Raw genomic sequence first — 22,784 nt, 5'->3', positions numbered from 1 at the left:
GTGAAATTGTCGACGGGATTTGATATAAGCGCTTCTGCTTTAACCGCGCAGCGTCTGCGGATGGACGTCATTTCATCGAATATAGCGAATGCGGAAACGACTCGCGGCAGCTACGTTAACGGACAATTCCAGCCTTATAAGCGGAAGATGGTCGTGATGGAGCCGATCCGGCAGTCGTTTTCCAGTGTGCTTGAGCGGCAATTGAACGGCGGTTCGAGCGCCCAAGGCGTCAAAGTGACGAGAATTCAAGAAGATCAGTCCCCGAACAAGCTGGTTTACAATCCGACGCACCCGGATGCGGACGCTAACGGGTACGTAAACATGCCGAACGTCGACGTAACGAAGGAGATGGTCGACATGATCTCGGCTACCCGTTCTTACGAAGCGAACGTAACGGCCTTGAACGCAACGAAGGCGATGTTCGTCAAAGCGCTCGAAATCGGCAAATAAAAGTAAGTCGACATTAGTGGACGAAGCGGAGGCTTAATGATGATTCAATCGATTACGCCCGGTCAATTCCAGCCGGCGAAGCTTGTCGAATCCAAACCGGTCCAGCAGGCGACTCCCGCCGAATTGACTCAATCGTTCGGGCAATATTTGCAGGCGGCCATCGACGGCGTCAGCGCCCAAGAGAAGAACGTACATAACTTGAACGACAAGTTTCTGATCGGCCAAGTGGACGTGACGAAGGTGCTCATCGCGTCGGAACAGGCGCAGCTAAGCTTGCAGCTTACCTCACAAATCCGCAACAAAGTGGTAGAGGCCTATCAGGAAATGATGCGGATGCAGATTTGATCGTACATATGACCTAGCTTAGCAATCGGGTGGGGTGACAACGTGAGCGAGAGATTCGCCCAGTATCGACAAAGGCTTACGACGTTTTGGAGCCAAATGGGCAGAAAACAAAAAATATGGCTGGGGGCATCTGTAGCAGGTTTACTGCTTGCAATCGTTCTGTTGACGATCGTATTCACGAGGACGGAATACGAAATCGCTTTTCAAAATTTGGACACGACGGACGCCGCGGCCATTATGAATTATTTGGACGGCAGCGGAATTCCTTATGAGCTCAGCGATAACGGAAAAAGCATTTCCGTTCCGAGTGCGGTCGCTTCTAGAATCAAAGTGGATGTCGGCTCGCAAGGGCTCGTACAGAACGGGTCGATCGGCTTCGAAGCCTTCAATACGGGCTCGTCCACATTCGGCACGACGGAGAACGAATTCAACGTCAAATACTTAAATGCTTTAAACGGCGAGGTTCAACAATTACTTAATGCCATGCAAGGCGTGGAGAGCTCGAAGGTATTGATCAATTTGCCCGAAGAAAGCGTGTTTCTGTCGCCGGAGGACGCGGAGACGGCTTCCGCCTCGATCATGCTTCAATTCGCGGCGGGTTACCGCCCGAGCCAAAAAGAGATCGACGGGTACTACAACCTGGTGAAGACGTCTGTGCCGAAGCTGGCCGTGCAGGATATCACGATATCCAGTCCCCAAGGCGAGCTGATGTTCTCGGAAACGGACGGGGCAGCGGCGGGAAATACGGACGCGGTCGAAGCCCAGTTTCAAATTCAACGTAAGTACGAGTCGGAGCTCAAGAAAAACATTCAGCAGTTTCTGGGACCGATCGTCGGTCCGGAAAATCTCGTCATCCAGGTTTCCAGCAGCATGAACTTCGACAAGAAGCAGACGGAGGAAATGCTTGTCCAGCCGCTGGAGAACAACAATAACAACGGCATTATCATTAGCGAAGAAATCAACAGCAGCACGTCGACGGGTTCCTCCGGCGAAGCGGGCGGCGTGGCGGGCACGGGCGAAACCGACGTTCCCGGCTACGAAGCGGCCACAGCCGGCCAGACCTCCTCGGAATCGAACAATCAGATTCGAAACTACGAGGTCAACCGAATTAACAACAGCATCGTATCGGGACCGTACGTAATCAAGGACCTGAATATCAGTATCGGCATCGAGCAGTCGCAGCTGACCGACGATGCGAGCCGAACGGCGATCATGACTTACCTGACTTCGTTGGTCCGCGCACAGCTTGCCGATTCGGGACAAAACGTCAACGACGACGCGCTTATGGCGAAGAAGGTTGCGCTAATCGCGAGGGAGTTCACCGGCAGCACGGCGAACGAACAATCGGCCGGCTTATCGATGCCATGGATCATCGGAATCGGAGCGGCGGCTCTTGCCGTTATCGCGGGGCTCGTCGTCATGCTGGTTCGCAGACGCAAGAAGGCGGCCGAAGAAGAAGAGATCGAACTTGCGGCGCCGACGGCTAAAGTGGAATATCCGACGCTCGATCTGGAAAGCGTCAGCAACGACAGCCAAGCGCGCAAAAATCTCGAAACGCTTGCCAAACGGAAGCCGGACGAATTTGTTAACCTACTACGCACATGGCTAGTCGACGAATAGAGGTGGATAAATTGTCAAAAGCGATCCAAGGCTTGACGGGGCGCCAGAAGGCGGCGATCTTGCTCATCACGCTTGGACCGGAAGTATCGGCCCAAATTTTCAAGCATTTGCGCGACGACGAGATCGAACAGCTAACGCTCGAGATCGCCAATGTCCGCAAAGTAGACAGCTTAGATCGCGAAACGATCTTAAGCGAGTTTCATCAAATTTGCATGGCGCAGGAGTACATCACCCAGGGCGGCATCACGTACGCGAAAGACATATTGGAGAAGGCGCTCGGCGAACAGAAGGCGCTTGAAGTGATTAACCGGCTGACGGCGACGCTGCAAGTAAGGCCGTTCGACTTCGCGAGAAAAGCGGAACCGACACAAATTTTGAACTTTATTCAAAACGAGAATGCGCAGACGATCGCGCTCGTGTTGTCCTATTTGCAATCCGAGCAGTCATCGCACATTCTGTCTTCCTTGCCCCAGGAAAAACAGGCCGACGTGGCCAGGCGAATCGCTTTAATGGACAGCACTTCGCCGGAAGTCATCTCTCAGGTCGAGAGGGTGCTCGAACAGAAACTGTCGGCTACCGTGACGCAGGATTACACGAACGCGGGCGGCATTGATTCGATCGTTCAAATTTTGAACGGCGTCGACCGCGGCACGGAGAGAACGATTCTGGACGCCCTCGAAATTCAAGATCCGGAGCTTGCGGAAGAAATCAAGAAACGGATGTTCGTATTCGAGGACATCGTCAACATCGACAATCGTTCCATTCAGCGTATTATCCGCGATATCGAGAACGCCGATCTTCAGCTTGCCCTCAAAGTGGCCAGCGAAGAGGTGCGCGAGGCGATATTCCGCAACATGTCGAAGCGTATGGCCGAGACCTTCAAGGAAGAAATGGAATTTATGGGCCCGGTGCGCCTCCGCGACGTCGAAGAGGCGCAGACGCGCATCGTCGCCACGATCCGCAGGCTAGAAGAATCCGGAGAAATCATCATCGCGCGCGGCGGAGGAGACGATATCATTGTCTAATCTGATCAAATCTTCGAGCGTCGTATCGGTCGAGCAGCTCAAGCAGCTGCAGCGGCTTCGGCAGCGCCAATACCAAGCGGTAGATCCGGTTGAAGCGCCGGCCATTGCTGAGCCGGTTCCCGATGAAGAGACGATTCAATTGCGCGACCAAATTTTGAACGACGCCCAGCAGTTCGCGGAAGAGCGGCTTCGCGAAGCCGCCGAGACGAGCGAGCGCATGCTGACCGAAGCCCGTCAGCAAATCGAAGTATGGTGGCTCGACAAACGTTCCGAGGACGAATCGGCCGCGGAAAGCGCAAGACAAACCGGCTACGAGCTCGGTTACTCGGAAGGTGCGGACCGGTCGGAACGCGATTTGAGAGAACAATGGGAGAACAAGCTCGCCGAAGCGTCGACCGTCCTGAAGGCTGCTTATGAAATGCGCGAGCAAATCATTCAAGAGGCGGAGCCTTTCCTGGTCGAGCTCAGCTGCGCGGTCGCCGAGAAAATTATCGGTCAGCAGCTAACGCTGGTTCCGGAAATCGCCATCGATTTGATACGGAAATCGTTGACCAGAAGAAGAGAGCAGGGCGTCATTACATTATGCGTCGCCCCCGGGCAGCTTGCATTCGTCCAAGCGGCCAGGGAAGAGCTCCATATGGCGATCGATTCGCAAGCCGAGCTGCAAATTTTGCCCGATTCTTCCGTTAAGGATAACGGGTGCGTCATTCGTTCCGCATTCGGAAGCATCGATGCGCGCATCGATACCCAATTGACCGAGATCAAGCGCGAGCTGCTGCATCTCGCCCATCACAGCGGAGAAGAGCGAGGGCATTCCGATGGCGGCGAATAATTTGGACGTGCTGAAGTACATCGAGCATTTGCAGCCGCTCGATCCCGTACGGGTGAACGGCAAAGTTACGCAGGTTATCGGCCTTACGGTCGAATCGGAAGGGCCGGACGCCAGCATCGGCGACGTCTGCTTCATTTATCCGTCCAAAGGGGCGAAGCCGATCAAAGCCGAAGTCGTCGGATTCAAGGACAACAAGGTCATTCTTATGCCGCTCGGCGAGCTGCATGCGATCAGCCCGGGTTGCGATGTCGTCGGGACCGGCAAGCCGCTGTCGGTCCAAGTCGGATCCGAGCTGCTCGGCAAAGTGCTCGACGGACTTGGCAATCCGCTGGACGGTTCCATGCTTCCGAGGCGGATGCCGCATTATTCGACGCACAACGAGCCGAGCAATCCGCTCATGCGGCCGCGGGTCGTCGAGCCGCTTGGCATCGGCGTGCGGGCGATCGACGGCCTGCTAACGGTCGGCCGCGGCCAACGCGTCGGCATCTTCGCGGGATCCGGCGTCGGCAAAAGCACGCTGCTCGGCATGATCGCGCGCAATACTTCGGCCGACGTGAACGTCATTGCCTTAATCGGCGAGCGCGGCAGGGAAGTGCTCGAGTTCGTCGAGAAGGATCTTGGCCCGGAAGGCTTGGCCCGTTCCGTCGTCATCGTCGCGACTTCCGACCAGCCGGCGCTCATCCGGATGAAGGGCGCGCTTATCGCGACTTCCATCGCCGAATATTTTCGCGACCGCGGGCTCGACGTCATGCTTATGATGGACTCCGTTACGCGGTATGCAATGGCGCTTCGCGAAGTCGGTCTTGCGATCGGCGAACCTCCGGCGACCCGCGGCTACACGCCGTCGGTATTCGCGGCGCTCCCGAAGCTGCTCGAGAGGGCGGGAACGGGCCCGACCGGTTCCATCACCGCCTTCTATACCGTGCTCGTCGACGGCGACGACATGAACGAACCGATCGCGGACGCGGTTCGGGGCATATTGGACGGCCATATCGTGCTAAGCAGGCACTTGGCGCACAAAGGGCATTTTCCGGCAATCGACGTGCTCGCGTCCGTAAGCCGCGTCATGAAAGAAATCGTGACGGAAGAGCAGCAGGATGCGGCCAACGAAATGAAAAAGCTGTTATCTATTTATAAAGATTCGGAAGACTTGATCAATATCGGGGCGTACCAAAAAGGTTCGAATGCGGAAATCGATACGGCGCTCCAATCCATAGATGCGATACACGGCTTTACGAAGCAGAAGACGAATGAAAAGGTAAGCCTGGAAGAGGCGCAGCATCGATTAATATCCGAATTTTACAGGAGCTGAACCGGTAAATGGCATCGTTTCGATATTCCTTTCAACGGGTCGTCGATTTAAAAGCAAGCGAGAAAACGCAGGCGGAATGGCTCTTGTCTTCGGCCATCGGCGCGCTTGCGGCCGAGGAGCGATCGCTTGAACAGCTGCAGACGGAGAAGACGGACTGGGAACGCAAGCTTCACGAAGCTTCGCAAGCCGCGATCCCGTTGTCCGAGCTCCAGGTTATTCAGCAATATGTCGAATACTTGAAAAACGGCATCGCAAACAAAACAAAAGACGTGCTGCATGCGCAAAAGGCGGTCGAACAGAGCAGAACGAGGCTGTCCGACAAAATGAAGGACGAGAAAGTATGGCTGAAAGCAAAGGATCATGCGCTCGCACGCTTCCAATACGCCATGCAAATCAAGGAACAGAACGAGCTTGACGAGCTGGCAAGCGTCCGCTTCACGCTTTCAACCCCATAACACGCATGTGACGCCGGCTAGAGGGAGTGAACGAAATGGCTGGACCCGAAACGGAAAAGCAGGGCTACAGCGCTATGGAGCGGCTTATGTTCTTGATGACGCCGGTCTTATTCGCGATTGTGCTGCTCGGCGTGCTTTATACGTTATTCAACATGGATTTCCGCAACAAGATGCTTGAAGTCGGCAACAATGTACCTCTCCTCAAAGACGTGCTTCCCGAGCCAAAGGTTGCAGGAGCCATTCTGGACGACGAAGAAATAAAGTCGGCCAACTTGTCGGCGAAGATCGCCGATCTGCAAGCCCAGCTTACCGCGATCGAGAGCGAGCTGGCGGCGGCGAATCAAGCGAAGTCGACGCTCGAGCAAGAGGTCAACGGGTTGAAGGCCGATAATACGCAGCTCAAAGCGTCGAGCGAGGAACAGCTGCTCGAGGACGAGCAGTATCAAGCGAAGATCCAGGAGCTGTCCGGCATGTTCTCCAAAATTACGCCGAGCAAAGCCGCCCCGATTCTGCAAAGCATGACGCTCGAGGAAATGGTGCTCGTCTTCGCCAATATGCGCGCGGACGACCGCGTGCGCATCATGGAAAAAATGAATCCGCAGACCGCGGCGGATGCGGCGATGATGCTTAAGGACAACGTGACGGCCAAGGATTTGCAGATCGCGGCGCTGCAGGCCAGACTGAACAAGCAGACGCCGGCCGAAACCAAGACGCCATCCACGGTGCTCGATCAAGAGCAGCTTGGCGCCACCTTTACCGCGATGGATGCCAAAAGCGCCGCCGAGCTGTTGATCAAGATGGCGGAGGTTAGCCCGAGCAAAGTGCTTCGCATCCTGAATGCGGTGGACGACCAGACCCGTTCGGGCATTCTGGCCGAAATGTCGGGCATAAACGACGCGATTGCCGCCCAGCTTGTTTCCAAATTAATGACCGGCACTTGAGCTTAGCCTTGCCGAATGGAATTCCGGTTTCGGAAAGGGGGTGAAAAAGATGGAAATGATCGTTTCACAATCGGTTACGACGCCGTCGCAGACGCAACCGTCAACGCCGGCGAGCGGAGCGAGCGCCAATGGCGCGGGCGGCGCCGATTTCCAAAAAGCGCTGATCCGGCAAATAAACGGCGGGATATCGGCGGGCGGAGAGAGCACCTCGCCGGTTCCATACCTAGCCGGCCCAGCCGTTCCCGAAGCCGCGACTGCCAGTGCCGGTCAGACCGGGACATCGCTGTCCGACCTGCTCGCGATCATTGACGGCCTTATCGAGCAATTGGAAGCTCCGACGGAGGATGGCGGTCAATCCGCAGAGACGGAACAACACGACCTGCATCAGTTGGAAGCCGCTCTCGATCAAATGAACGCGCTGCTTGCGCTGCTTGGCGTTCCGTCCGCGATCATTCAACCGGTCGCTGCCGCGGCAAGCGGAGAGGATGGGGGGCAAGCGTCCGAGCTTGGCGTTCAATTGACGGCAAGCCTCAAAAGCAGTCTTCAAGACGCGCTGCTTCAACTGCAAGCCGTGCTCCAGCAAGGAAACGTCAAGCGGGTGCAGCAGCAGGATCCGACGGTTTTTATCGGCCACCAGCTTCAAGCGTTGGCGCAGCTTCTGGAACAGGAGCCGGCATCGGCTAATAATTTCCGGTTAAAGCCTGAAGCATCGGTCGCGACGCAATTATTCGCCGTTCAGAGCGTCCCTCAACCGGAGGCGGCAACTATGCTGCAGCGGCTTTCGCAACAAGCCGTTCATCCCGCGTTCACCGCGGTCTCGGCTCAGCAGCTTGAATCCTTGGCAATAACGGAGCAAGCGGGAACCGTAATTGAAGCGATTCCGCAAATGCCGCACGGAACGGCCAATGCGGAACTGACGCGCGGATTTGCTCCGCTGACCGTCCATGCAACGGCTGGCGCGGCTGCGTCATTTGTCGCAGCGGATCAGTTCGCCGAGACCATGACGGGCATGATCGTTCAAAGGTTCGACGTAACGACAGTAAACGGCATCTCCGAAGCGAAGCTGCAATTGTTCCCCGAGCATTTGGGCCAGGTGGACGTTCGCATCTCGATGCAAAACGGCTTGCTGACGGCCGTATTCCAAACGGACACGGCGATGGCCAAAGATATGCTGGACAACCAGATGGCCCAGCTCCGCGCAGCGCTCCAGGCGCAAGGAATAACGGTCGACAAGCTCGAGGTTTCGCAGGGGCAGACGGATACGCTTTGGTCCCAGCAGCACCAAGGACAAGGCGGCGGCAGGCAGCATGAATCCTCCAGACAGCTATTCAGCGGAGGCGAGGGAGCCGATGAAGTTCGTTTTGAAACCGAATTGGTTGAACAAGCCGCGGTCCAGGGACTTGGATTCGGCAGGGGGATTAACGTGAGAGCCTAATGGGTAGGCGCAAGGCTTGATTGATCGGAGGTGATCAGAAATGGCAGACAGCGTTTCGACCAAAGTCGTCTGGCCCAATTACAGCACGGAAAACGTGCGGGCGGCAGCCGCCAAAAAAAACGATACGCTCGGGAAGGATCAATTTCTAAGCATTCTCGTTACGCAGCTTCGAAACCAGGATCCGATGCAGCCGCTGCAGGACAAGGAGTTCATTGCCCAGATGGCGCAATTCACGTCCGTCGAGCAGCTGATGAATATGGCGACGGAGCTATCGCTGCTTCGGCAAAATATCGGTTCGGCTTCCAGCCTGATCGGCAAAACGATCGAATGGAACGAATATGACGATGCGGGAGAAATTCAGACTTTAAGCGGCGTGGTCGATTCCATCCTATCCAAGGAAGGCGTGCTGTACGCTTCGGTCGACGGAGAAGAAATCGCGCTTGATTACGTAACTTCCATATCGAAGACATCCGGGGAGGACGACGACGCAGGCTCTTTTGATTCCGGGGAAGGGGATCGCGAGTCATGAACGATCGCATGAAGATCGGACATCTCTTTCCGTTGAAATCGACGCCTTTGCAGCCGGGCAAGCCGGGCGGGCGATCGTCGCAATCGACGGAATTCCGGGACATGCTCGACGCCAAGGTGCTGAAATTCAGCCATCACGCGGAAGTCCGCATGCAGCAGCGCGGCATTCATTTGCAGCCGGAATCGCTTACGAAAATCATGAACGCCGTGGACGAAGCGGAATCGAAGGGCGCTCAGGATTCGTTGATCGTGTTCCGCGATATCGCGATGATCGTGAACGTGCCAAGCCGGACGGTCGTGACGGCGATGGACGGCGGCCAAATGAGAAGCAACGTATTCACCCAGATCGACAGCGCTATTATTTTATCGTAAGGCTGGACCTATCCGGGAGCCTCGGGCTGCGGACCGATTGAAGCAGCTCGGATAGCGCGGGAAATCGCGAGTCGATACAGTTCCGTCATCCATTCATTCATTATAATAGGAGGAAAAATTCAATGCTTAGATCGATGTATTCGGGCGTCAGCGGCATGCGCGGGTTTCAAACGAAGCTGGACGTAATCGGCAACAATATCGCGAACGTCAATACGGTAGGCTTCAAAGCCGGCCGCGTCATGTTTAAAGACATTCTCAGCCAGACGGTTGCGGGCGTTACGGCACCGGAAGAAGGCGAACGCGGCGGCGTGAACGCGAAGCAGATCGGCCTTGGCGTGTCGATCAGCTCGATCGACACGGTACATACCGCGGGCAGCGCCATGACCACGAATCAGCCGACGGACCTGCGGATAGATGGAGACGGATTTTTTGTCGTTCGCGCCAATGAAGACTCGGAGATGCTGCTGACGCGCGCAGGCAACTTTACGCTCGACTCGAACAGGCAGCTCGTTACATCCGACGGTTATTTCGTACTATCGTCCGCCGGCGACATCATCACGCTTGACGAGGCCGTAACGGCGTTCTCGATCGGCCAGGACGGCACGATCATGGGCGTAACGGCAGACGGCACGGAGCCGATCGAGCAGATCGGCGTCGCGAAAGTCGTTAACCCGAGCGGTCTTGAGAAGCTGGGCGGCAACATGTACCGCGTAACGGCCAACGCCAACCCCGAAGCCGACATCGAGGGCTTCCTGAGCTTCGCGGGCGATCCGGAATTCGGCACGGGCGCGATTATCGCCGGCCAGCTTGAAATGTCAAACGTCGACTTGACGGCCGAATTTACGGAGATGATCGTCGCGCAGCGCGGCTTCCAGGCAAATTCGCGCATCATTACGACATCCGACGAAATTTTGCAGGAAGTCGTCAACTTGAAACGATAAGCAAGTCATAACTCGGCGGGAGGCGTAAGGCCTCCCTAGGTGTGGGGGGTCACTCATGATTACCGTAACGCGTCTCAACGGCACTAAAGTCATAATCAACGCTCTTCTCATCGAATTAATCGAAGAGTCCGCCGATACGGTTATTACGCTTACGACGGGCAAGAAGCTCGTCGTGAAGGAAAAGTCGGCGGAACTGGTATCGTTAAACGTGCAGTATCTTCGTTCAATCGGCCTTATAGCGGCGGCCCAAAAGAGTGAGCATACGGAGGGTCCCTCGTCATGAAAAAGATGCTACCATGGCTAATTACGATTTTGCTGTCCATTACGCTCATTGCGATCGTATCGATTATATTGTTTAAATCGTTTTTCGCGGATCCGAAGGAAGAGTCGCCGGAGACGGAAACGATCGAGGTCGAGGTGCTGTCCGCGGACGAGCGGGTCGAGGTCACCTCGGAACTGAAAGACTTCAGACGAAATTTAAAAGACGCCGAATACGTCGTCGTGCTTAGCTTCGCCTTCCAGCTGGACAGCAAGAAAACGAAAGAGGACTTCGATAAGCTGCTGGAAATTGAAGTTAGACCGATTATTAACCGCACCGTTGCGGACATGACGGCCGATCAATTTAACGGCTCGCAGGGCGAGGACGCCCTGGAATCGAAACTTCTAAATTTGATTAACCCCATCATCCCGAAAGGGAAGCTGGTTAAAGTAGAGATCACGAATTTCATGATTCAGGAGCTTTAACGAATGATGCCGACATTCCTCGAAGGAGGTGAGAAAATTGGTTGATGTTTTATCGCAGAACGAGATCGACGCCCTTCTGGCCGCCTTGTCGTCGGGGGAGATGGATGCGGAGGACCTGAAGAAGGAAGAGACGACGCGCAAGGTCAGCGTCTACGACTTCAAGCGCGCGGTTCGTTTTTCGAAAGATCATATTCGCAGTTTGACCCGTATACACGAAAACTTCGCGCGATATTTGACAACCTATTTCTCAGCGCAACTCCGCACATTCGTTCAAATTAATGTCGTACAGGTCGAGCAGCTGCCTTATGACGAATTCATTCGTTCGATTCCGAAGATGACGATTTTGAACATATTCGAAGCGGAGCCGCTGGAAGGGCGGATGGTGCTCGAAGTTCACCCGAACGTGGCTTTTGCCATGGTGGATCGCATGCTGGGCGGCCAAGGGGCGGCGCCGGCGAAGATCAGCAATCTGACCGAGATCGAAACGATCGTCATGGAGCGGATCTTCAGTCGGACGTTCGAGAGTCTGCAGGAGGCTTGGCGTACGGTAATCGACATTTCGCCGAGACTGGAAGCGCTCGAGACGAACCCGCAGTTCATGCAGATCGTATCACCGAACGAGACGATCGCGCTCATCTCCTTCAGCACCAAAATCGGGGATACGACCGGCATGATCAACTTATGTATCCCTCACGTGGTCATCGAGCCGATTATGTCCAGGTTGTCCGTCCATCACTGGTTCGTGTCGCAGAAGAAAGCGCGCGCCCCCGAGGAAAAAGAAATATTGGAGCAGCGGCTCAGCAAAGCGAAGCTTCCGATCGTCGCGGAACTTGGCGAATCCTCCATCACGATCAAAGAGTTTCTCGGATTGAACGTGGGCGACGTCATTTCGCTGAATAAGGCGGTAGATGAAGGGCTGAGGATCAAGGTCGGCGACAAGCTCAAATTCATCGGCAGCCCGGGCTCCGTCAAAGATCGGCTGGCCGTTCAAGTGGACGAGGTTATTAGCGAAGGGGTTGAAGAAAACCATGATGAGTAAAGATTATTTGTCGCAAGAGGAGATCGACGCGCTGCTTCGTCAGTCGTCCAACGAGCCGGAACCCGCGCCATCCTCCGGCAAGGATGTGCTATCCGATTATTTATCGTCCCTGGAGCAGGATGCGCTCGGAGAAATCGGCAACATCACGTTCGGCAGCGCGGCGACCGCTTTATCGACGCTGCTCGGGAAAAAAGTCGACATCACGACGCCACAAGTCACGCTGGTCAAGAAGGAAGAACTGGCCGACGTGTTTCCTAAGCCGCATGTCGCGGTAAGCGTGCAATACGTTGACGGCTTCCAGGGTATCAATTCTCTGGTCATCAAGACGAAGGACGCCCAAATCATCGCCGATCTGATGCTCGGAGGCGAAGGCGAAGTTACCGTCGAAGAGCTGAACGAAATTCATATCAGCGCCGTGCAGGAAGCGATGAATCAGATGATGGGCTCATCGGCTACGTCGATGTCCACGATTTTTAACCGGTTCGTCAACATTTCGCCGCCGGGCATCGATATTTTGGACGTCAACAAAGGCGATGGCATGGATCATCTGCCGCAAGTCGACGCGTTCATTAAAATCTCGTTCCGGCTGACGATCGGCGATCTGATCGATTCGACGATCATGCAGCTGCTGCCGGTCGCGTTCGCAAAGCAAATGGTTGACATCCTTATGGGCGTGGTCGAGGATGAGCCCGCGAAGCCTGCGGCTCCGGAGCCACCCGCCGCACAGCTCTCGGCCGAAATGCAGCAAACGGCCGCGATGCAGCAGACTGCGGCAGCCGCCCAGCTTCATGCCGTACCGCCGCAGACGAATATGGCGCCACCGATGCAGCATGTGCCGCCTATGCCGTACCAAGCGCCCGTGCCGGGTTACGATTATCCGATGCAGCCGCCAGGACCGCATACATACGGCCCCGCCGCGAACCGAAACGTCAACGTTCAGCCCGTTCAATTCGCGAATTTCGGCAATGCTTCCTACGTTCAAACGGAGGATACGAACCTCAATTTGTTGCTCGACATTCCGCTGAAGGTAACGGTAGAATTAGGAAGGACCCAGAAGCAAATTAAGGATATTTTGGAACTGTCGCAAGGTTCGATCATCGAGCTGGACAAGCTGGCCGGCGAACCAGTCGACATCTTGGTGAACAACAAGCTGATCGCGAAAGGCGAGGTTGTCGTCATCGATGAAAACTTTGGCGTACGGGTAACGGATATCGTAAGCCAATGGGACCGCATTCAAAAATTACAATAACATCCTAGGAGGATAAAAATGATGGCAAACCGCATTCTTATCGTAGACGACGCAGCATTCATGCGCATGATGATTCGGGACATTTTGACTAAAAACGGCTACGAGGTCGTCGGTGAAGCCCAAGACGGCGCGCAGGCAGTAGAGAAGTACAAGGAATTGAAACCGGACCTGACCACGATGGACATTACGATGCCCGAAATGGACGGCATTTCCGCCCTCAAAGAAATCAAAAAAATGGACGGCAACGCGAAAGTGATCATGTGTTCCGCGATGGGGCAGCAAGCGATGGTTATCGACGCCATTCAAGCGGGCGCCAAAGATTTCATCGTCAAGCCATTCCAAGCCGACCGCGTCATCGAAGCGATCAAGAAAACGCTCGGATAACGGAAGCCAGCCATGCTTAACATTCTTTCGAGCATTTCGACGGCGTCTGCTCTGGGGATGGCGAATTGGTCGCGCTTTGCGGCTGCTGCCGCTACGGACGGCAGCAGCGCGGAACGCGGCGGGCAGCTCGCGTTTACCGGGACAAGCAACGTGGCGGGCAGCCTCGTATGGGTTATCGTCTCGCTTGCGATCGTGATCGTGCTTATCGTTCTCGTGATCAAATGGTTGTCCCAGCGCGGCCGATCCTGGGGGACGAACCGTTCGCTCCGCTCGCTCGGAGGCGTCGCGCTCGGACAAAATAGTTCCATTCAGGCTGTAGAGATCGCTGGCCGCGTCTATATCGTCGGAGTCGGCGAGAGCATTACGCTGCTTGACAAGCTGGACGATCCCGAGCAAGTCCGCGCGGTCATCGCCCAATTGGAACGCAAGCCCGAGTCGGTCTGGCCGCATAACTTGCTTGCAGGTTTCCTTGATAAAGCAAAAAAACGCAGCGGGCAAGAGAAGACGGAGCCAACGCGGGAACGTTGGAATTCGGCGTCGTCCTTCCAAACGATACTGCAGGAGAAGCTAAGCCAGCAAGCCGAACGGAAGCAGCAGCTGGAAACGCTGCTTCACGACCCAAAATCAAACGAACGGTTGATGGATGATGAAAAGTAAGTGGTGGATATCAATCGTTGCCGTGCAGCTGCTTGCCATGTTCGTTCATAATCAAGCATTCGCCGAACCTTTGCCCGACATTTCCATTAACATTGGGGAAGGCAACGGCGAGGCGCCAGGCACCAGCGCGCTGTCCATTCTTCTATTGATTACGGTTTTAAGCATCGCGCCGGCGATCATGGTGTTAATGACCAGCTTTACCCGAATCGTCATCGTGCTCGGTTTTGTTCGAACGTCGCTGGGCACCCAGATGATGCCGCCTAACCAAGTATTGATCGGGCTTGCCATGTTCTTGACTTTCTTTATTATGGCGCCAACCTTCTCGCAAGTAAACGAAACGGCGCTGCAGCCTTATTTGAAAGGCGAAATGACGCAGACCGAAGCGTTCGAGCAAGCGGCCGTCCCGATGAAGAAGTTTATGTTCTCCCATACGAGGGAGAAGGATCTTCTATTGTTCATGAACTATACGAAGACGGAGAAACCGGCTTCCTACGAGGATATTCCGCTTACGGTGCTCGTGCCCGCCTATGCGATAAGCGAGCTTAAGACCGCGTTCCAAATGGGATTCATGATTTTCATCCCGTTCTTGATCATCGACATGATCGTCGCCAGCACGTTGATGGCGATGGGGATGATGATGCTTCCGCCGGTCATGATATCGCTGCCGTTCAAGCTGCTCTTGTTCGTCCTCGTCGACGGCTGGTATTTAATCGTCAAGTCGTTACTGTTAAGCTTCAACACCTGAGACAAGCAAGGAGGGACGTTCGATGAGTACTGATTTCATAATCGGATTGGCCGGAGAGGCCGTATACGTCGTGTTGAAAGCCAGTGCGCCGATGCTCGCTCTTGCTTTGATCGTCGGATTGCTAGTCAGCATCTTTCAGGCGACCACGCAAATCCAGGAGCAGACGCTTGCGTTTGTTCCGAAAATCGTTGCCGTGTTCGTGTCCCTTATCGTGTTTGGCCCCTGGATTCTAAATACGGTCATCGATTTCACTTACAATCTGCTGAATAATCTTCATCAATACATCGGTTAGGTTGTGAAGGGATGAACGCGATCGTACAAGGGTTTCCTATTTTTTTGCTTATCTTTTGTCGAATTACTGCGTTTTTCGTCGTGGCGCCTGTTTTTTCGTCGCGAGGCGTACCGAATATGTTCAAAATCGGACTCGGCTTTTTCATTTCGTTTATCGTTTTCTTGACGTACGGAATGAAACAGACGATCGTGCCGGACGCCGAATATGTGCTGCTTGTGCTGCGCGAAGTGTTGCTTGGCATACTAATGGGCTACGTCGTTTATTTGTTTTTTACCGTCGTGCAGACGGCGGGGGCTTTCATGGATCTGCAGGTCGGCTTCGCGATGGCCAACATCGTCGATCCGCATACGGGCACGGCCGCTCCGCTGTTAGGCAATTTCAAGTATATGCTGATCATCGTGATATTCCTGATGATGAACGGCCATCATTTTTTATTGACCGGCTTGATGGACAGCTACGAATGGATGCCGCTGTCAAACGAGCTGTTCGGCAGGCTGATGAGCGGCAGCGTGACGGATTTTTTGGCGAGAACGGTCGGAAATACGTTTCTGCTCGCGATTCAAGTGGCGGCTCCGCTAATCGTCGCGATGTTCCTTGCCGACGTCGGACTCGGCTTTCTGACGAAGACGGCGCCGCAATACAACGTGTTCGTTATCGGCATTCCGCTAAAGCTGATCATCGGCATGATTTTATTGATTCTGCTTATGCCCGGTCTTGCGGGCATTTTCGAAAAATTGTTTTCGATCATGTTCGAATCGCTGGAGCAGTTGTTTGGCATCGTGCAAGGCCCGCCGCCGCCTGAAGGATAATGGGAGGATACGAACGTGCGCAATTACCGCCTGGAGCTAGACCTCCAATTATTCAGCCAGGAGAAAACGGAAAAGGCGACGCCGAAAAAAATGAACGAGGCGAGAAAGAAGGGTCAGATCGCCAGATCGGCCGATTTGCCGGGTTCGTTCGTGCTGCTGTTCACCTTTCTCGGCTTCATTATGCTGGGTGGATTTTACAAGCAGCATATCATGTCGCTGTTCGGCAATTTGTTCGAGAGCTGGCTTCTCATGGAGCTGAATGCCGAGAGCGTCATTACTTTATTCAATAATATCGTGTTCGAATTGCTGTTAACGCTCCTTCCCATATTTGCGATCGCCATGATTATCGGGATCGTCGGAAACATCGTGCAGTTCGGCTTTTTGTTAACGGGCGAGCCGCTGAAGATGACGTTCACGAAAATCAATCCGATCAACGGCTTCAAACAAATTTTTTCGATGAGGTCGCTGGTCGAGTTTTTGAAAAGCGTGTTGAAGCTTCTCATTATCGGGATTCTGGTCTTTGCGGCCATTTCGAAGGAATGGGAACGAATACTGGTACTGGCGAGCATGCCGCTCCAGCAAATTTTCAGCTTCACCGCGGACCTTACGATAAGGCTGGGCGTCGAGATCGGCGCGGTATTGGCCGTTCTGGCCTTCGCCGATTATCTCTACCAACGTTATGAGCATAACAAAAGCTTAAGGATGTCGAAGCAGGATATTAAGGACGAATACAAAAAAACGGAAGGCGATCCGATCATCAAGGGTCGCATCAAGGAAAAGCAGCGCAGAATGGCGCTGCAGCGCATGATGCAGGAAGTGCCGAACGCGGATGTCATCATTACGAATCCGACCCACTTCGCCATCGCGTTAAAGTACGACGCGTCACGGATGGAGGCGCCGAAAATCATCGCCAAAGGGATGGATCATGTCGCTTTGCGCATCAAGGAAATCGCGAAAGAAAACGGCGTCATTACGATGGAAAACAAGCCGCTGGCCAGAGCGCTTTACGAACGGGCCGAGATAGGGGACGTTATTCCTCCCGACTTGTTCCAAGCCGTGGCGGAAGTGCTGGCATACGTATATAAACTGAAAGGTCGAGCGAAATCAACGTCGTAAGGGAGGGAGACCGCTTCATGAAAGCAAAGGATCTAGTCATCTTAATCGGCGTAATCGGCATCGTGCTCATGATGATCATCCCGATTCCCGTTCTGCTGCTGGACATACTTATTATTCTTAACATTTCAATAGCGCTCATGATTTTGCTGATTGCGATGAATACGAAAGAAGCGCTTGATTTCTCCATATTTCCGGCGATATTGCTCATTACGACCCTATTTCGTCTCGCCTTGAACGTCTCGACGACAAGAAATATTTTGTCGCATGCCGAAGCGGGCGAGGTCGTCGCGACGTTCGGAAGCTGGGTAGGCGGAGGAGAGATCGCGATCGGGTTCATCGTCTTTCTCATTCTCGTCGTCGTTCAGTTCATCGTCATTACGAAGGGCTCCGAACGCGTCGCCGAGGTTGCGGCAAGATTTACGCTCGATGCGATGCCGGGTAAGCAAATGAGCATCGACGCCGACCTGAACGCAGGCATGATCAACGAACAGCAGGCCAAGGAGCGGCGGTCCAAAATCGAACGCGAAGCCGATTTCTACGGGGCGATGGACGGCGCGAGCAAGTTCGTCAAAGGGGATGCGATCGCATCCATTATTATTCTTATCATTAACCTTGTCGGCGGCTTCATTATCGGCATGGCGATTCACGAGCTTAGCTTTGCCGAAGCGCTGTCGACGTTCTCGATTTTGACGATCGGCGACGGTCTCGTCAGCCAAATTCCGGCTTTGCTCATTTCGACAGCGGCTGGCCTCATCGTGACGAGAGCGGCCTCCGACGGCAACTTGGCCACCGACGTCACTTCGCAGTTATTCAAATACCCGAAACTTCTCTATATTGCGGCCGGCACGATCGCCATGCTCGGTCTCACGCCGATCGGCATCGTTCGGACGTGGCCGTTCGCGATACTGCTCGCCTTAGGCGGTTGGTTCATGCAGAAGGCGATCAGCAAGCAGCAGGCTCAGGAAGAAATGCTGGTCGAAGAACAGCAGATCGAAGAGGTTCGCAGTCCGGAGAGCGTCATCAGCCTGCTTCAGGTGGATCCGATCGAATTCGAGTTCGGCTACGGGCTTATTCCGCTGGCGGACACGCAGCAGGGCGGCGATTTGCTTGACCGGATCATCATGATCCGCAGACAGTGCGCGCTCGAGCTTGGGCTCGTCGTTCCCGTCATCCGGATCCGCGATAACATTCAGCTTAAACCGAATGAATACGTCATTAAGATCAAAGGCAACACGGTGGCGCGAGGCGACCTGCTGCTCAATCATTATTTGGCCATGAGCCCGGGGTTCGAGGACGATTCGGTCGTCGGCATCGAGACGACGGAGCCCGCATTCGGACTGCCGGCTATATGGATCGACGAGCAGATGAAGGAGCGCGCGGAGCTGTCGGGCTATACGGTCGTCGATCCGCCGTCCGTCGTCGCGACGCATTTGACGGAAATCATTAAACGTCACGCCCATGAGTTGATCGGACGCCAAGAAGCGAAGATGCTCGTCGAGAATGTCAAAGAATCTTATCCGGCCCTTATTGATGAACTTATTCCTTCAATCCTTACGGTCGGGGACGTACAGAAGGTTCTGGCGAAGCTGCTTCGGGAGAAGGTATCGATCCGCGATCTCGTGACGATCTTCGAATCGCTGGCCGATCACGGCAATTACACGAAGGATCCGGATATTTTGACCGAGTATGTCCGGCAGGCGCTGTCCAGGCAAATTACGCAGCAATTTTCATCCGGCGCGGAGACGCTTCGCGTCATTACGGTCGGTCCCCAGCTCGAGAAAAAAATCGCCGAGTCGGTACAGCAGTCGGACCAAGGCAGCTACATCGCGCTCGATCCGGTATCGACGCAGCAGATTTATCAGAGGCTTAACGAGCAGGTAAACCGTCAAATTCAGTCCGGTCAACAGCCCGTCGTTCTGGCCTCGCCGACCATTCGCATGTACTTGAGGCAAATCGTTGAGCGGACGATGCAAGACGTGCCCGTGTTGTCCTACAGCGAGCTGGAGCCGAACATTGAAGTACAAAGCGTCGGGGTGGTGAATTTATGAGAGTGAAACGGTATGTCGTTAACGCGCTGCCCGAAGCAGTGTCGATGATTCGCAGCGAGCTGGGCAAGGATGCGGTCATTTTGAATACGAAGGAAATTAAAGTCGGCGGCTTCATGGGGATGTTTCGCAAGAAAAAAATGGAAGTAATCGCCGCGGTTGAATCGAATCCGTCGAAAGCGCCTGCTCAGCAGCCGGTCCCGGCGCAGGTACCCGCTCCGGCTGCGGATGCCGCATTCGGCAGGACGGCTTATGCTTCCGAGGCGCAGCGGTCCATTGCGGCCGTCATGGATCCGCCGCAGGCGCATGCCGCCGCGGAGCAGACCCCGAAAGCGGACCGCGAGCAATTTATTATCGAAGAGATTCGCAACCTGAAAGCGTATATGGCCAAGCTGGCCAATCAGCCAAGCGACGCAACGGCCATGACCGACGAGCTGAGAGGATTGAAGGAGCATCTAACCGAGCAGGAGCTCGATCCGCAATGGATCGACCGGTTGATTGAATCGATTGCCGAGCGTCAGACGGAAGAAGGGGTTTCGTATTCCAGAGAGCAGGTGTGGGAGCATTCGGCTTCCCTGCTGACGGAGTGGCTCAGTCCGTACGGCGAATCCGGCATCAGCCCGGAGGCTCGCATCGTTCATTTCGTCGGACCGACCGGCGTCGGCAAGACGACGACGATCGCCAAGCTGGCCGCCGAGCAGACCATCAAGCACGGCAGGAAGGTCGGCTTCATTACATCCGACACTTACCGCATCGCGGCCGTGGATCAGCTTCGCACGTACGCCAATATTTTGAACGTCCCGCTCGAGGTCGTCTTCTCGCCGATGGATTTGCCCAAGGCGTTCAAGCAGCTGGAAGAACGGGAGCTGATTTATATGGATACCGCCGGCCGAAACTTTCGCAGCGAGCTGCATGTGTCCGAAGTGAACAGCCTCCTTCAGTCCAGCGAGGAGAGTGAGACGATTCTGGTGCTCAGCTTAACGGGAAAAACGAAGGATATGGCTGCCGTGGCCGAGCAATTCAGCAAGTACGGCGTGAAGAAGGTGCTGTTCACGAAGCTTGACGAAACGTCCGTATACGGCGCGATTTTCAATCTGATCGCGAACTTCGGTTTCGTTCCGACCTATATGGCAAGCGGCCAAACCGTCCCGGACGATATCGAGCGGTTCCGGATCGACTCGTACATTCAGCATTTGTTAGGGAGCAGCGGCCGATGAACGATCAAGCGGAAGCATTGCGCAATTTAGTCAGACAGCGGGAGCTTCGGGAGGAGGGCCGCACGACCCGCGTCGTCACGGTCACAAGCGGCAAAGGCGGCGTGGGGAAATCGAATTTCAGCTTAAACTTCGCGATCTCGCTCCAACGGCTCGGGAAGAAAGTGCTCGTATTCGACGCCGATATCGGCATGGCGAATATCGATGTGCTGATGGGCGTCTCGTCCACATACAGCTTGTACCACCTGCTGAAGCAGGAGAAAACGATTTGGGACATCGTGCAGGAAGGCCCGGAAGGCTTGCATTTTATCGCGGGCGGCTCCGGCTTCAAGGATTTGCTCGATTTGTCGCCCGAGCAGCTGAACGGATTCGCGGATGAGATCGGCAAGCTGCATGGCAAATACGACGTCATTTTGTTCGATACGGGAGCGGGACTATCGAAGGAAACGGTCAAATTCATTACCGCCGCGCAGGAGACGATCGTCGTGACGACACCCGAACCGACCTCGATCACGGACGCGTACGCGCTAATTAAGATGGTAAAAGCGATGAATGCCGACGTAAGCTTCAAGCTTATCGTCAACCGTGCGGCCGACAGCCGCGAAGGCAAGCAGACCGCGGACAAAATCAACCTGGTGTCGCAGCGCTTCCTTCAATCGGAGCTGCCGACGCTCGGCATACTGCCCGACGATCCGGCCGTCTCCAAGGCGGTAAAACGGCAATCGCCGTTCACGATCGCCTATCCGGTCAGCGAGGCTTCGCTCGCAATCGAATATGTCGCGAAGCGGTTTCTCGACATTCCGCAGGCGCAGGCCGCCTTTGGCGGCGTCAAAGGATTTATACATAAAATGTTCAGGCTTTCAAGATAATCCTTTGGGACCAAGGAGGGAAACGAATGGCTCCATATCGCGTGCTGGTCGTCGATGACTCCGCGTTCATGCGGAAGTTTATATGCGATCTGATCCAGCAGGATTCTCAATTTACGATTGTCGCCACGGCCGTCAACGGGCAGGAAGCCGTCGAAGCGGTCCGCGAATGGAAGCCGGACGCGGTGACGCTTGACTTGGAGATGCCCGTCATGAACGGGATCGAGGCTTTGCAGCAAATCATGAAGTCCGATCCGACGCCGGTCATCATGCTGTCCGGCATCAGCGACGACAACACGAGAGAGACGATCAAGGCGTTGCAATACGGCGCATTCGACTTCATTCGCAAGCCGTCCGGAATACTCTCGAACGATATCCAGCACGCCTGCGACGCGCTGCTCGAGAAGCTGCGGATTGCCGTTAAGACGAAGCGGCATCAACCGGCTTTAACGATACGGGAGATCGGTCCGAACCCGGGCGACGGCAAACGAGCGGCCGTCGCGAATACGGACGATCCGAATCGGGCGAGGGCTAAATCCGCTCAACCGCCCGCTGCCGCGGAACCGGCGGGGAAGGAACCGCCGTCGCCGCGGAAGGACAAGCCGATCACGGAGCCGGCGAGCCAGGCGAAGCCGCAAAGCGTCAAGCGTATGCCTGACGAAGCCAAATCGCAATCCAAGGCAAGAGTCAAGTCGGTAGCGAAGGAAGCAATGGCGGAATACGCCGCAAAGCTTCCGGTGCCGACGGAGCCGATCAAGCCGAAAGGAAGAGGCGGTAACTCGGCCCCATTCAACCATATCGTCGCGATCGGCACTTCTACGGGCGGGCCTCGGGCGCTGCACGAAGTAATCACGTCGCTGCCCGGCGATTTTCCGGCTCCCGTGCTCGTCGTCCAGCATATGCCGCCGAAGTTTACGAAGTCGCTCGCGCAGCGGCTGGACAGCTTCAGCGAGCTTCAAGTCGTCGAGGCGCAGCAAGGAGAGCGAGTATCCGCTGGCGTCGTATACATAGCGCCGGGGGGGTATCACTTGGAACTGGCCAAGGATTCCTCCGGCTACTCGATTCTGTTGACGGATCAGCCGCAGCGCAACGGTCATCGCCCGTCCGTCGACGTTCTGTTCGAATCGCTGATCGGCTTCAAGGAATTGAAGCGCCACGCGGTCGTCATGACGGGGATGGGCAGCGACGGGGCGAAAGGGATGAAGAAGCTGTCGGAGGCCGGCATCGAAACGTCTATCGCCGAAGCCGAGGAGACCTGCGTCGTCTACGGCATGCCGCGTTCCGCCGTCGAAGCGGGCTGTGTCGACAAAATTCTACCGTTGCAACACATTGCGGCACAACTGGTGCACGCCGTGTTGAAATAATCAG

The 22,784-nt window shown here is 55.1% G+C and carries 26 protein-coding genes; all 26 read left to right on the top strand.

The genetic code is table 11. The features are described from left to right. The 26 genes from flgC to IDH41_RS19220 all read left to right on the top strand — a co-directional run bounded on the left by flgC (position 1) and on the right by IDH41_RS19220 (position 22,780). Positions 1-450, top strand: coding sequence for a flagellar basal body rod protein FlgC (flgC, locus tag IDH41_RS19345; protein WP_190863933.1), 450 nt, complete (start codon positions 1-3; stop codon positions 448-450). Between the two features lie 39 nt (positions 451-489). Continuing rightward, complete coding sequence (fliE, locus tag IDH41_RS19340) at positions 490-795, top strand: flagellar hook-basal body complex protein FliE (protein WP_190863931.1); 306 nt, start codon at positions 490-492, stop codon at positions 793-795. Positions 796-837: 42 nt separating this feature from the next. Then, positions 838-2,415: a flagellar basal-body MS-ring/collar protein FliF gene (gene fliF, locus IDH41_RS19335; RefSeq protein ID WP_190863929.1), complete on the top strand. Its 1,578-nt coding sequence runs from the start codon at positions 838-840 to the stop codon at positions 2,413-2,415. After that, positions 2,397-3,440 carry a flagellar motor switch protein FliG gene (fliG, locus tag IDH41_RS19330; protein WP_397328240.1) on the top strand — a complete coding sequence of 348 codons (1,044 nt, stop codon included), beginning with the start codon at positions 2,397-2,399 and terminating at the stop codon, positions 3,438-3,440. Before fliF ends, fliG begins: the two co-directional genes overlap by 19 nt. Beyond that, positions 3,433-4,272, top strand: a complete 840-nt coding sequence (locus tag IDH41_RS19325) for a FliH/SctL family protein (protein ID WP_190863925.1) — start codon at positions 3,433-3,435, stop codon at positions 4,270-4,272. Before fliG ends, IDH41_RS19325 begins: the two co-directional genes overlap by 8 nt. Beyond that, positions 4,259-5,584, top strand: a complete 1,326-nt coding sequence (fliI, locus tag IDH41_RS19320) for a flagellar protein export ATPase FliI (protein WP_190863923.1) — start codon at positions 4,259-4,261, stop codon at positions 5,582-5,584. Before IDH41_RS19325 ends, fliI begins: the two co-directional genes overlap by 14 nt. A gap of 8 nt (positions 5,585-5,592) precedes the next feature. Continuing rightward, positions 5,593-6,039, top strand: coding sequence for a flagellar export protein FliJ (fliJ, locus tag IDH41_RS19315; protein ID WP_190863921.1), 447 nt, complete (start codon positions 5,593-5,595; stop codon positions 6,037-6,039). 35 nt (positions 6,040-6,074) lie between these two features. Next, complete coding sequence (locus IDH41_RS19310; RefSeq protein ID WP_190863920.1) at positions 6,075-6,980, top strand: MotE family protein; 906 nt, start codon at positions 6,075-6,077, stop codon at positions 6,978-6,980. Positions 6,981-7,029: 49 nt separating this feature from the next. Then, a complete protein-coding gene (locus IDH41_RS19305) occupies positions 7,030-8,415 on the top strand; it encodes a flagellar hook-length control protein FliK (RefSeq protein ID WP_190863918.1) in 1,386 nt (461 codons plus the stop codon). Between the two features lie 40 nt (positions 8,416-8,455). Then, positions 8,456-8,944 carry a flagellar hook capping FlgD N-terminal domain-containing protein gene (locus tag IDH41_RS19300; protein WP_190863916.1) on the top strand — a complete coding sequence of 163 codons (489 nt, stop codon included), beginning with the start codon at positions 8,456-8,458 and terminating at the stop codon, positions 8,942-8,944. After that, positions 8,941-9,315, top strand: coding sequence for a TIGR02530 family flagellar biosynthesis protein (locus IDH41_RS19295; protein WP_190863914.1), 375 nt, complete (start codon positions 8,941-8,943; stop codon positions 9,313-9,315). Before IDH41_RS19300 ends, IDH41_RS19295 begins: the two co-directional genes overlap by 4 nt. A 122-nt stretch (positions 9,316-9,437) precedes the next feature. Continuing rightward, entirely contained in the window at positions 9,438-10,256 is an 819-nt protein-coding gene (flgG, locus tag IDH41_RS19290) for a flagellar basal body rod protein FlgG (protein ID WP_190863912.1), read from the top strand. 55 nt (positions 10,257-10,311) lie between these two features. Then, positions 10,312-10,539, top strand: coding sequence for a flagellar FlbD family protein (locus IDH41_RS19285; protein ID WP_190863910.1), 228 nt, complete (start codon positions 10,312-10,314; stop codon positions 10,537-10,539). Further along, positions 10,536-11,000, top strand: a complete 465-nt coding sequence (locus tag IDH41_RS19280) for a flagellar basal body-associated FliL family protein (protein ID WP_190863908.1) — start codon at positions 10,536-10,538, stop codon at positions 10,998-11,000. The genes IDH41_RS19285 and IDH41_RS19280 overlap by 4 nt, the downstream gene beginning before the upstream one ends. A 37-nt stretch (positions 11,001-11,037) precedes the next feature. After that, positions 11,038-12,039, top strand: coding sequence for a flagellar motor switch protein FliM (gene fliM, locus IDH41_RS19275; RefSeq protein ID WP_190863906.1), 1,002 nt, complete (start codon positions 11,038-11,040; stop codon positions 12,037-12,039). Continuing rightward, positions 12,029-13,288 carry a flagellar motor switch phosphatase FliY gene (gene fliY / locus IDH41_RS19270; RefSeq protein ID WP_190863904.1) on the top strand — a complete coding sequence of 420 codons (1,260 nt, stop codon included), beginning with the start codon at positions 12,029-12,031 and terminating at the stop codon, positions 13,286-13,288. Before fliM ends, fliY begins: the two co-directional genes overlap by 11 nt. 21 nt (positions 13,289-13,309) lie before the next feature. Beyond that, positions 13,310-13,672 (top strand): response regulator, encoded by a 363-nt coding sequence (locus tag IDH41_RS19265; RefSeq protein WP_190863902.1) that lies wholly within the window; start codon positions 13,310-13,312, stop codon positions 13,670-13,672. A gap of 12 nt (positions 13,673-13,684) precedes the next feature. Continuing rightward, entirely contained in the window at positions 13,685-14,329 is a 645-nt protein-coding gene (locus IDH41_RS19260) for a flagellar biosynthetic protein FliO (protein WP_190863901.1), read from the top strand. A 37-nt stretch (positions 14,330-14,366) separates the two neighbouring features. Further along, entirely contained in the window at positions 14,367-15,074 is a 708-nt protein-coding gene (gene fliP, locus IDH41_RS19255) for a flagellar type III secretion system pore protein FliP (protein ID WP_223829874.1), read from the top strand. Between the two features lie 22 nt (positions 15,075-15,096). Beyond that, a complete protein-coding gene (fliQ, locus tag IDH41_RS19250; RefSeq protein ID WP_190863898.1) occupies positions 15,097-15,366 on the top strand; it encodes a flagellar biosynthesis protein FliQ in 270 nt (89 codons plus the stop codon). A gap of 11 nt (positions 15,367-15,377) precedes the next feature. Continuing rightward, on the top strand, positions 15,378-16,175 hold the full coding sequence (fliR, locus tag IDH41_RS19245) for a flagellar biosynthetic protein FliR (protein WP_190863896.1): 798 nt from the start codon (positions 15,378-15,380) through the stop codon (positions 16,173-16,175). Positions 16,176-16,190: 15 nt separating this feature from the next. Then, the gene (flhB, locus tag IDH41_RS19240) at positions 16,191-17,291 is read left to right on the top strand and encodes a flagellar biosynthesis protein FlhB (protein WP_190863895.1); all 1,101 of its coding nucleotides are present in this window, start codon (positions 16,191-16,193) and stop codon (positions 17,289-17,291) included. Between the two features lie 17 nt (positions 17,292-17,308). Further along, positions 17,309-19,339, top strand: coding sequence for a flagellar biosynthesis protein FlhA (gene flhA, locus IDH41_RS19235; protein ID WP_190863893.1), 2,031 nt, complete (start codon positions 17,309-17,311; stop codon positions 19,337-19,339). Further along, positions 19,336-20,553, top strand: coding sequence for a flagellar biosynthesis protein FlhF (gene flhF, locus IDH41_RS19230; RefSeq protein ID WP_190863891.1), 1,218 nt, complete (start codon positions 19,336-19,338; stop codon positions 20,551-20,553). The genes flhA and flhF overlap by 4 nt, the downstream gene beginning before the upstream one ends. Further along, positions 20,550-21,419: a MinD/ParA family protein gene (locus IDH41_RS19225; protein ID WP_190863889.1), complete on the top strand. Its 870-nt coding sequence runs from the start codon at positions 20,550-20,552 to the stop codon at positions 21,417-21,419. The genes flhF and IDH41_RS19225 overlap by 4 nt, the downstream gene beginning before the upstream one ends. A gap of 26 nt (positions 21,420-21,445) precedes the next feature. Next, on the top strand, positions 21,446-22,780 hold the full coding sequence (locus tag IDH41_RS19220; RefSeq protein ID WP_190863888.1) for a protein-glutamate methylesterase/protein-glutamine glutaminase: 1,335 nt from the start codon (positions 21,446-21,448) through the stop codon (positions 22,778-22,780). Positions 22,781-22,784 lie beyond the last annotated feature (4 nt).

The organism is Paenibacillus arenilitoris (assembly GCF_014705655.1).
Classification (GTDB): Bacteria; Bacillota; Bacilli; order Paenibacillales; family Paenibacillaceae; genus Pristimantibacillus; species Pristimantibacillus arenilitoris.
The sequence above is the reverse complement of the archived record's forward strand: the minus strand, read 5'-3'. Positions and strand labels throughout refer to the sequence as shown.

Bases quoted from the DNA above. Each gene is read 5' to 3' on its own strand.
- flhA (WP_190863893.1), top strand. From the start codon at position 17,309: ATGAAAGCAAAGGATCTAGTCATCTTAATCGGCGTAATCGGCATCGTG.
- IDH41_RS19310 (WP_190863920.1), top strand. From the start codon at position 6,075: ATGGCTGGACCCGAAACGGAAAAGCAGGGCTACAGCGCTATGGAGCGG.
- flgG (WP_190863912.1), top strand. From the start codon at position 9,438: ATGCTTAGATCGATGTATTCGGGCGTCAGCGGCATGCGCGGGTTTCAA.
- fliE (WP_190863931.1), top strand. From the start codon at position 490: ATGATTCAATCGATTACGCCCGGTCAATTCCAGCCGGCGAAGCTTGTC.
- IDH41_RS19265 (WP_190863902.1), top strand. From the start codon at position 13,310: ATGGCAAACCGCATTCTTATCGTAGACGACGCAGCATTCATGCGCATG.
- fliP (WP_223829874.1), top strand. From the start codon at position 14,367: ATGTTCGTTCATAATCAAGCATTCGCCGAACCTTTGCCCGACATTTCC.
- IDH41_RS19280 (WP_190863908.1), top strand. From the start codon at position 10,536: ATGAAAAAGATGCTACCATGGCTAATTACGATTTTGCTGTCCATTACG.
- fliQ (WP_190863898.1), top strand. From the start codon at position 15,097: ATGAGTACTGATTTCATAATCGGATTGGCCGGAGAGGCCGTATACGTC.
- IDH41_RS19220 (WP_190863888.1), top strand. From the start codon at position 21,446: ATGGCTCCATATCGCGTGCTGGTCGTCGATGACTCCGCGTTCATGCGG.
- IDH41_RS19225 (WP_190863889.1), top strand. From the start codon at position 20,550: ATGAACGATCAAGCGGAAGCATTGCGCAATTTAGTCAGACAGCGGGAG.
- flhF (WP_190863891.1), top strand. From the start codon at position 19,336: ATGAGAGTGAAACGGTATGTCGTTAACGCGCTGCCCGAAGCAGTGTCG.
- fliR (WP_190863896.1), top strand. From the start codon at position 15,378: ATGAACGCGATCGTACAAGGGTTTCCTATTTTTTTGCTTATCTTTTGT.
- fliG (WP_397328240.1), top strand. From the start codon at position 2,397: ATGGCTAGTCGACGAATAGAGGTGGATAAATTGTCAAAAGCGATCCAA.
- IDH41_RS19295 (WP_190863914.1), top strand. From the start codon at position 8,941: ATGAACGATCGCATGAAGATCGGACATCTCTTTCCGTTGAAATCGACG.
- fliJ (WP_190863921.1), top strand. From the start codon at position 5,593: ATGGCATCGTTTCGATATTCCTTTCAACGGGTCGTCGATTTAAAAGCA.
- IDH41_RS19305 (WP_190863918.1), top strand. From the start codon at position 7,030: ATGGAAATGATCGTTTCACAATCGGTTACGACGCCGTCGCAGACGCAA.
- IDH41_RS19260 (WP_190863901.1), top strand. From the start codon at position 13,685: ATGCTTAACATTCTTTCGAGCATTTCGACGGCGTCTGCTCTGGGGATG.
- fliY (WP_190863904.1), top strand. From the start codon at position 12,029: ATGATGAGTAAAGATTATTTGTCGCAAGAGGAGATCGACGCGCTGCTT.
- IDH41_RS19285 (WP_190863910.1), top strand. From the start codon at position 10,312: ATGATTACCGTAACGCGTCTCAACGGCACTAAAGTCATAATCAACGCT.
- IDH41_RS19300 (WP_190863916.1), top strand. From the start codon at position 8,456: ATGGCAGACAGCGTTTCGACCAAAGTCGTCTGGCCCAATTACAGCACG.
- fliI (WP_190863923.1), top strand. From the start codon at position 4,259: ATGGCGGCGAATAATTTGGACGTGCTGAAGTACATCGAGCATTTGCAG.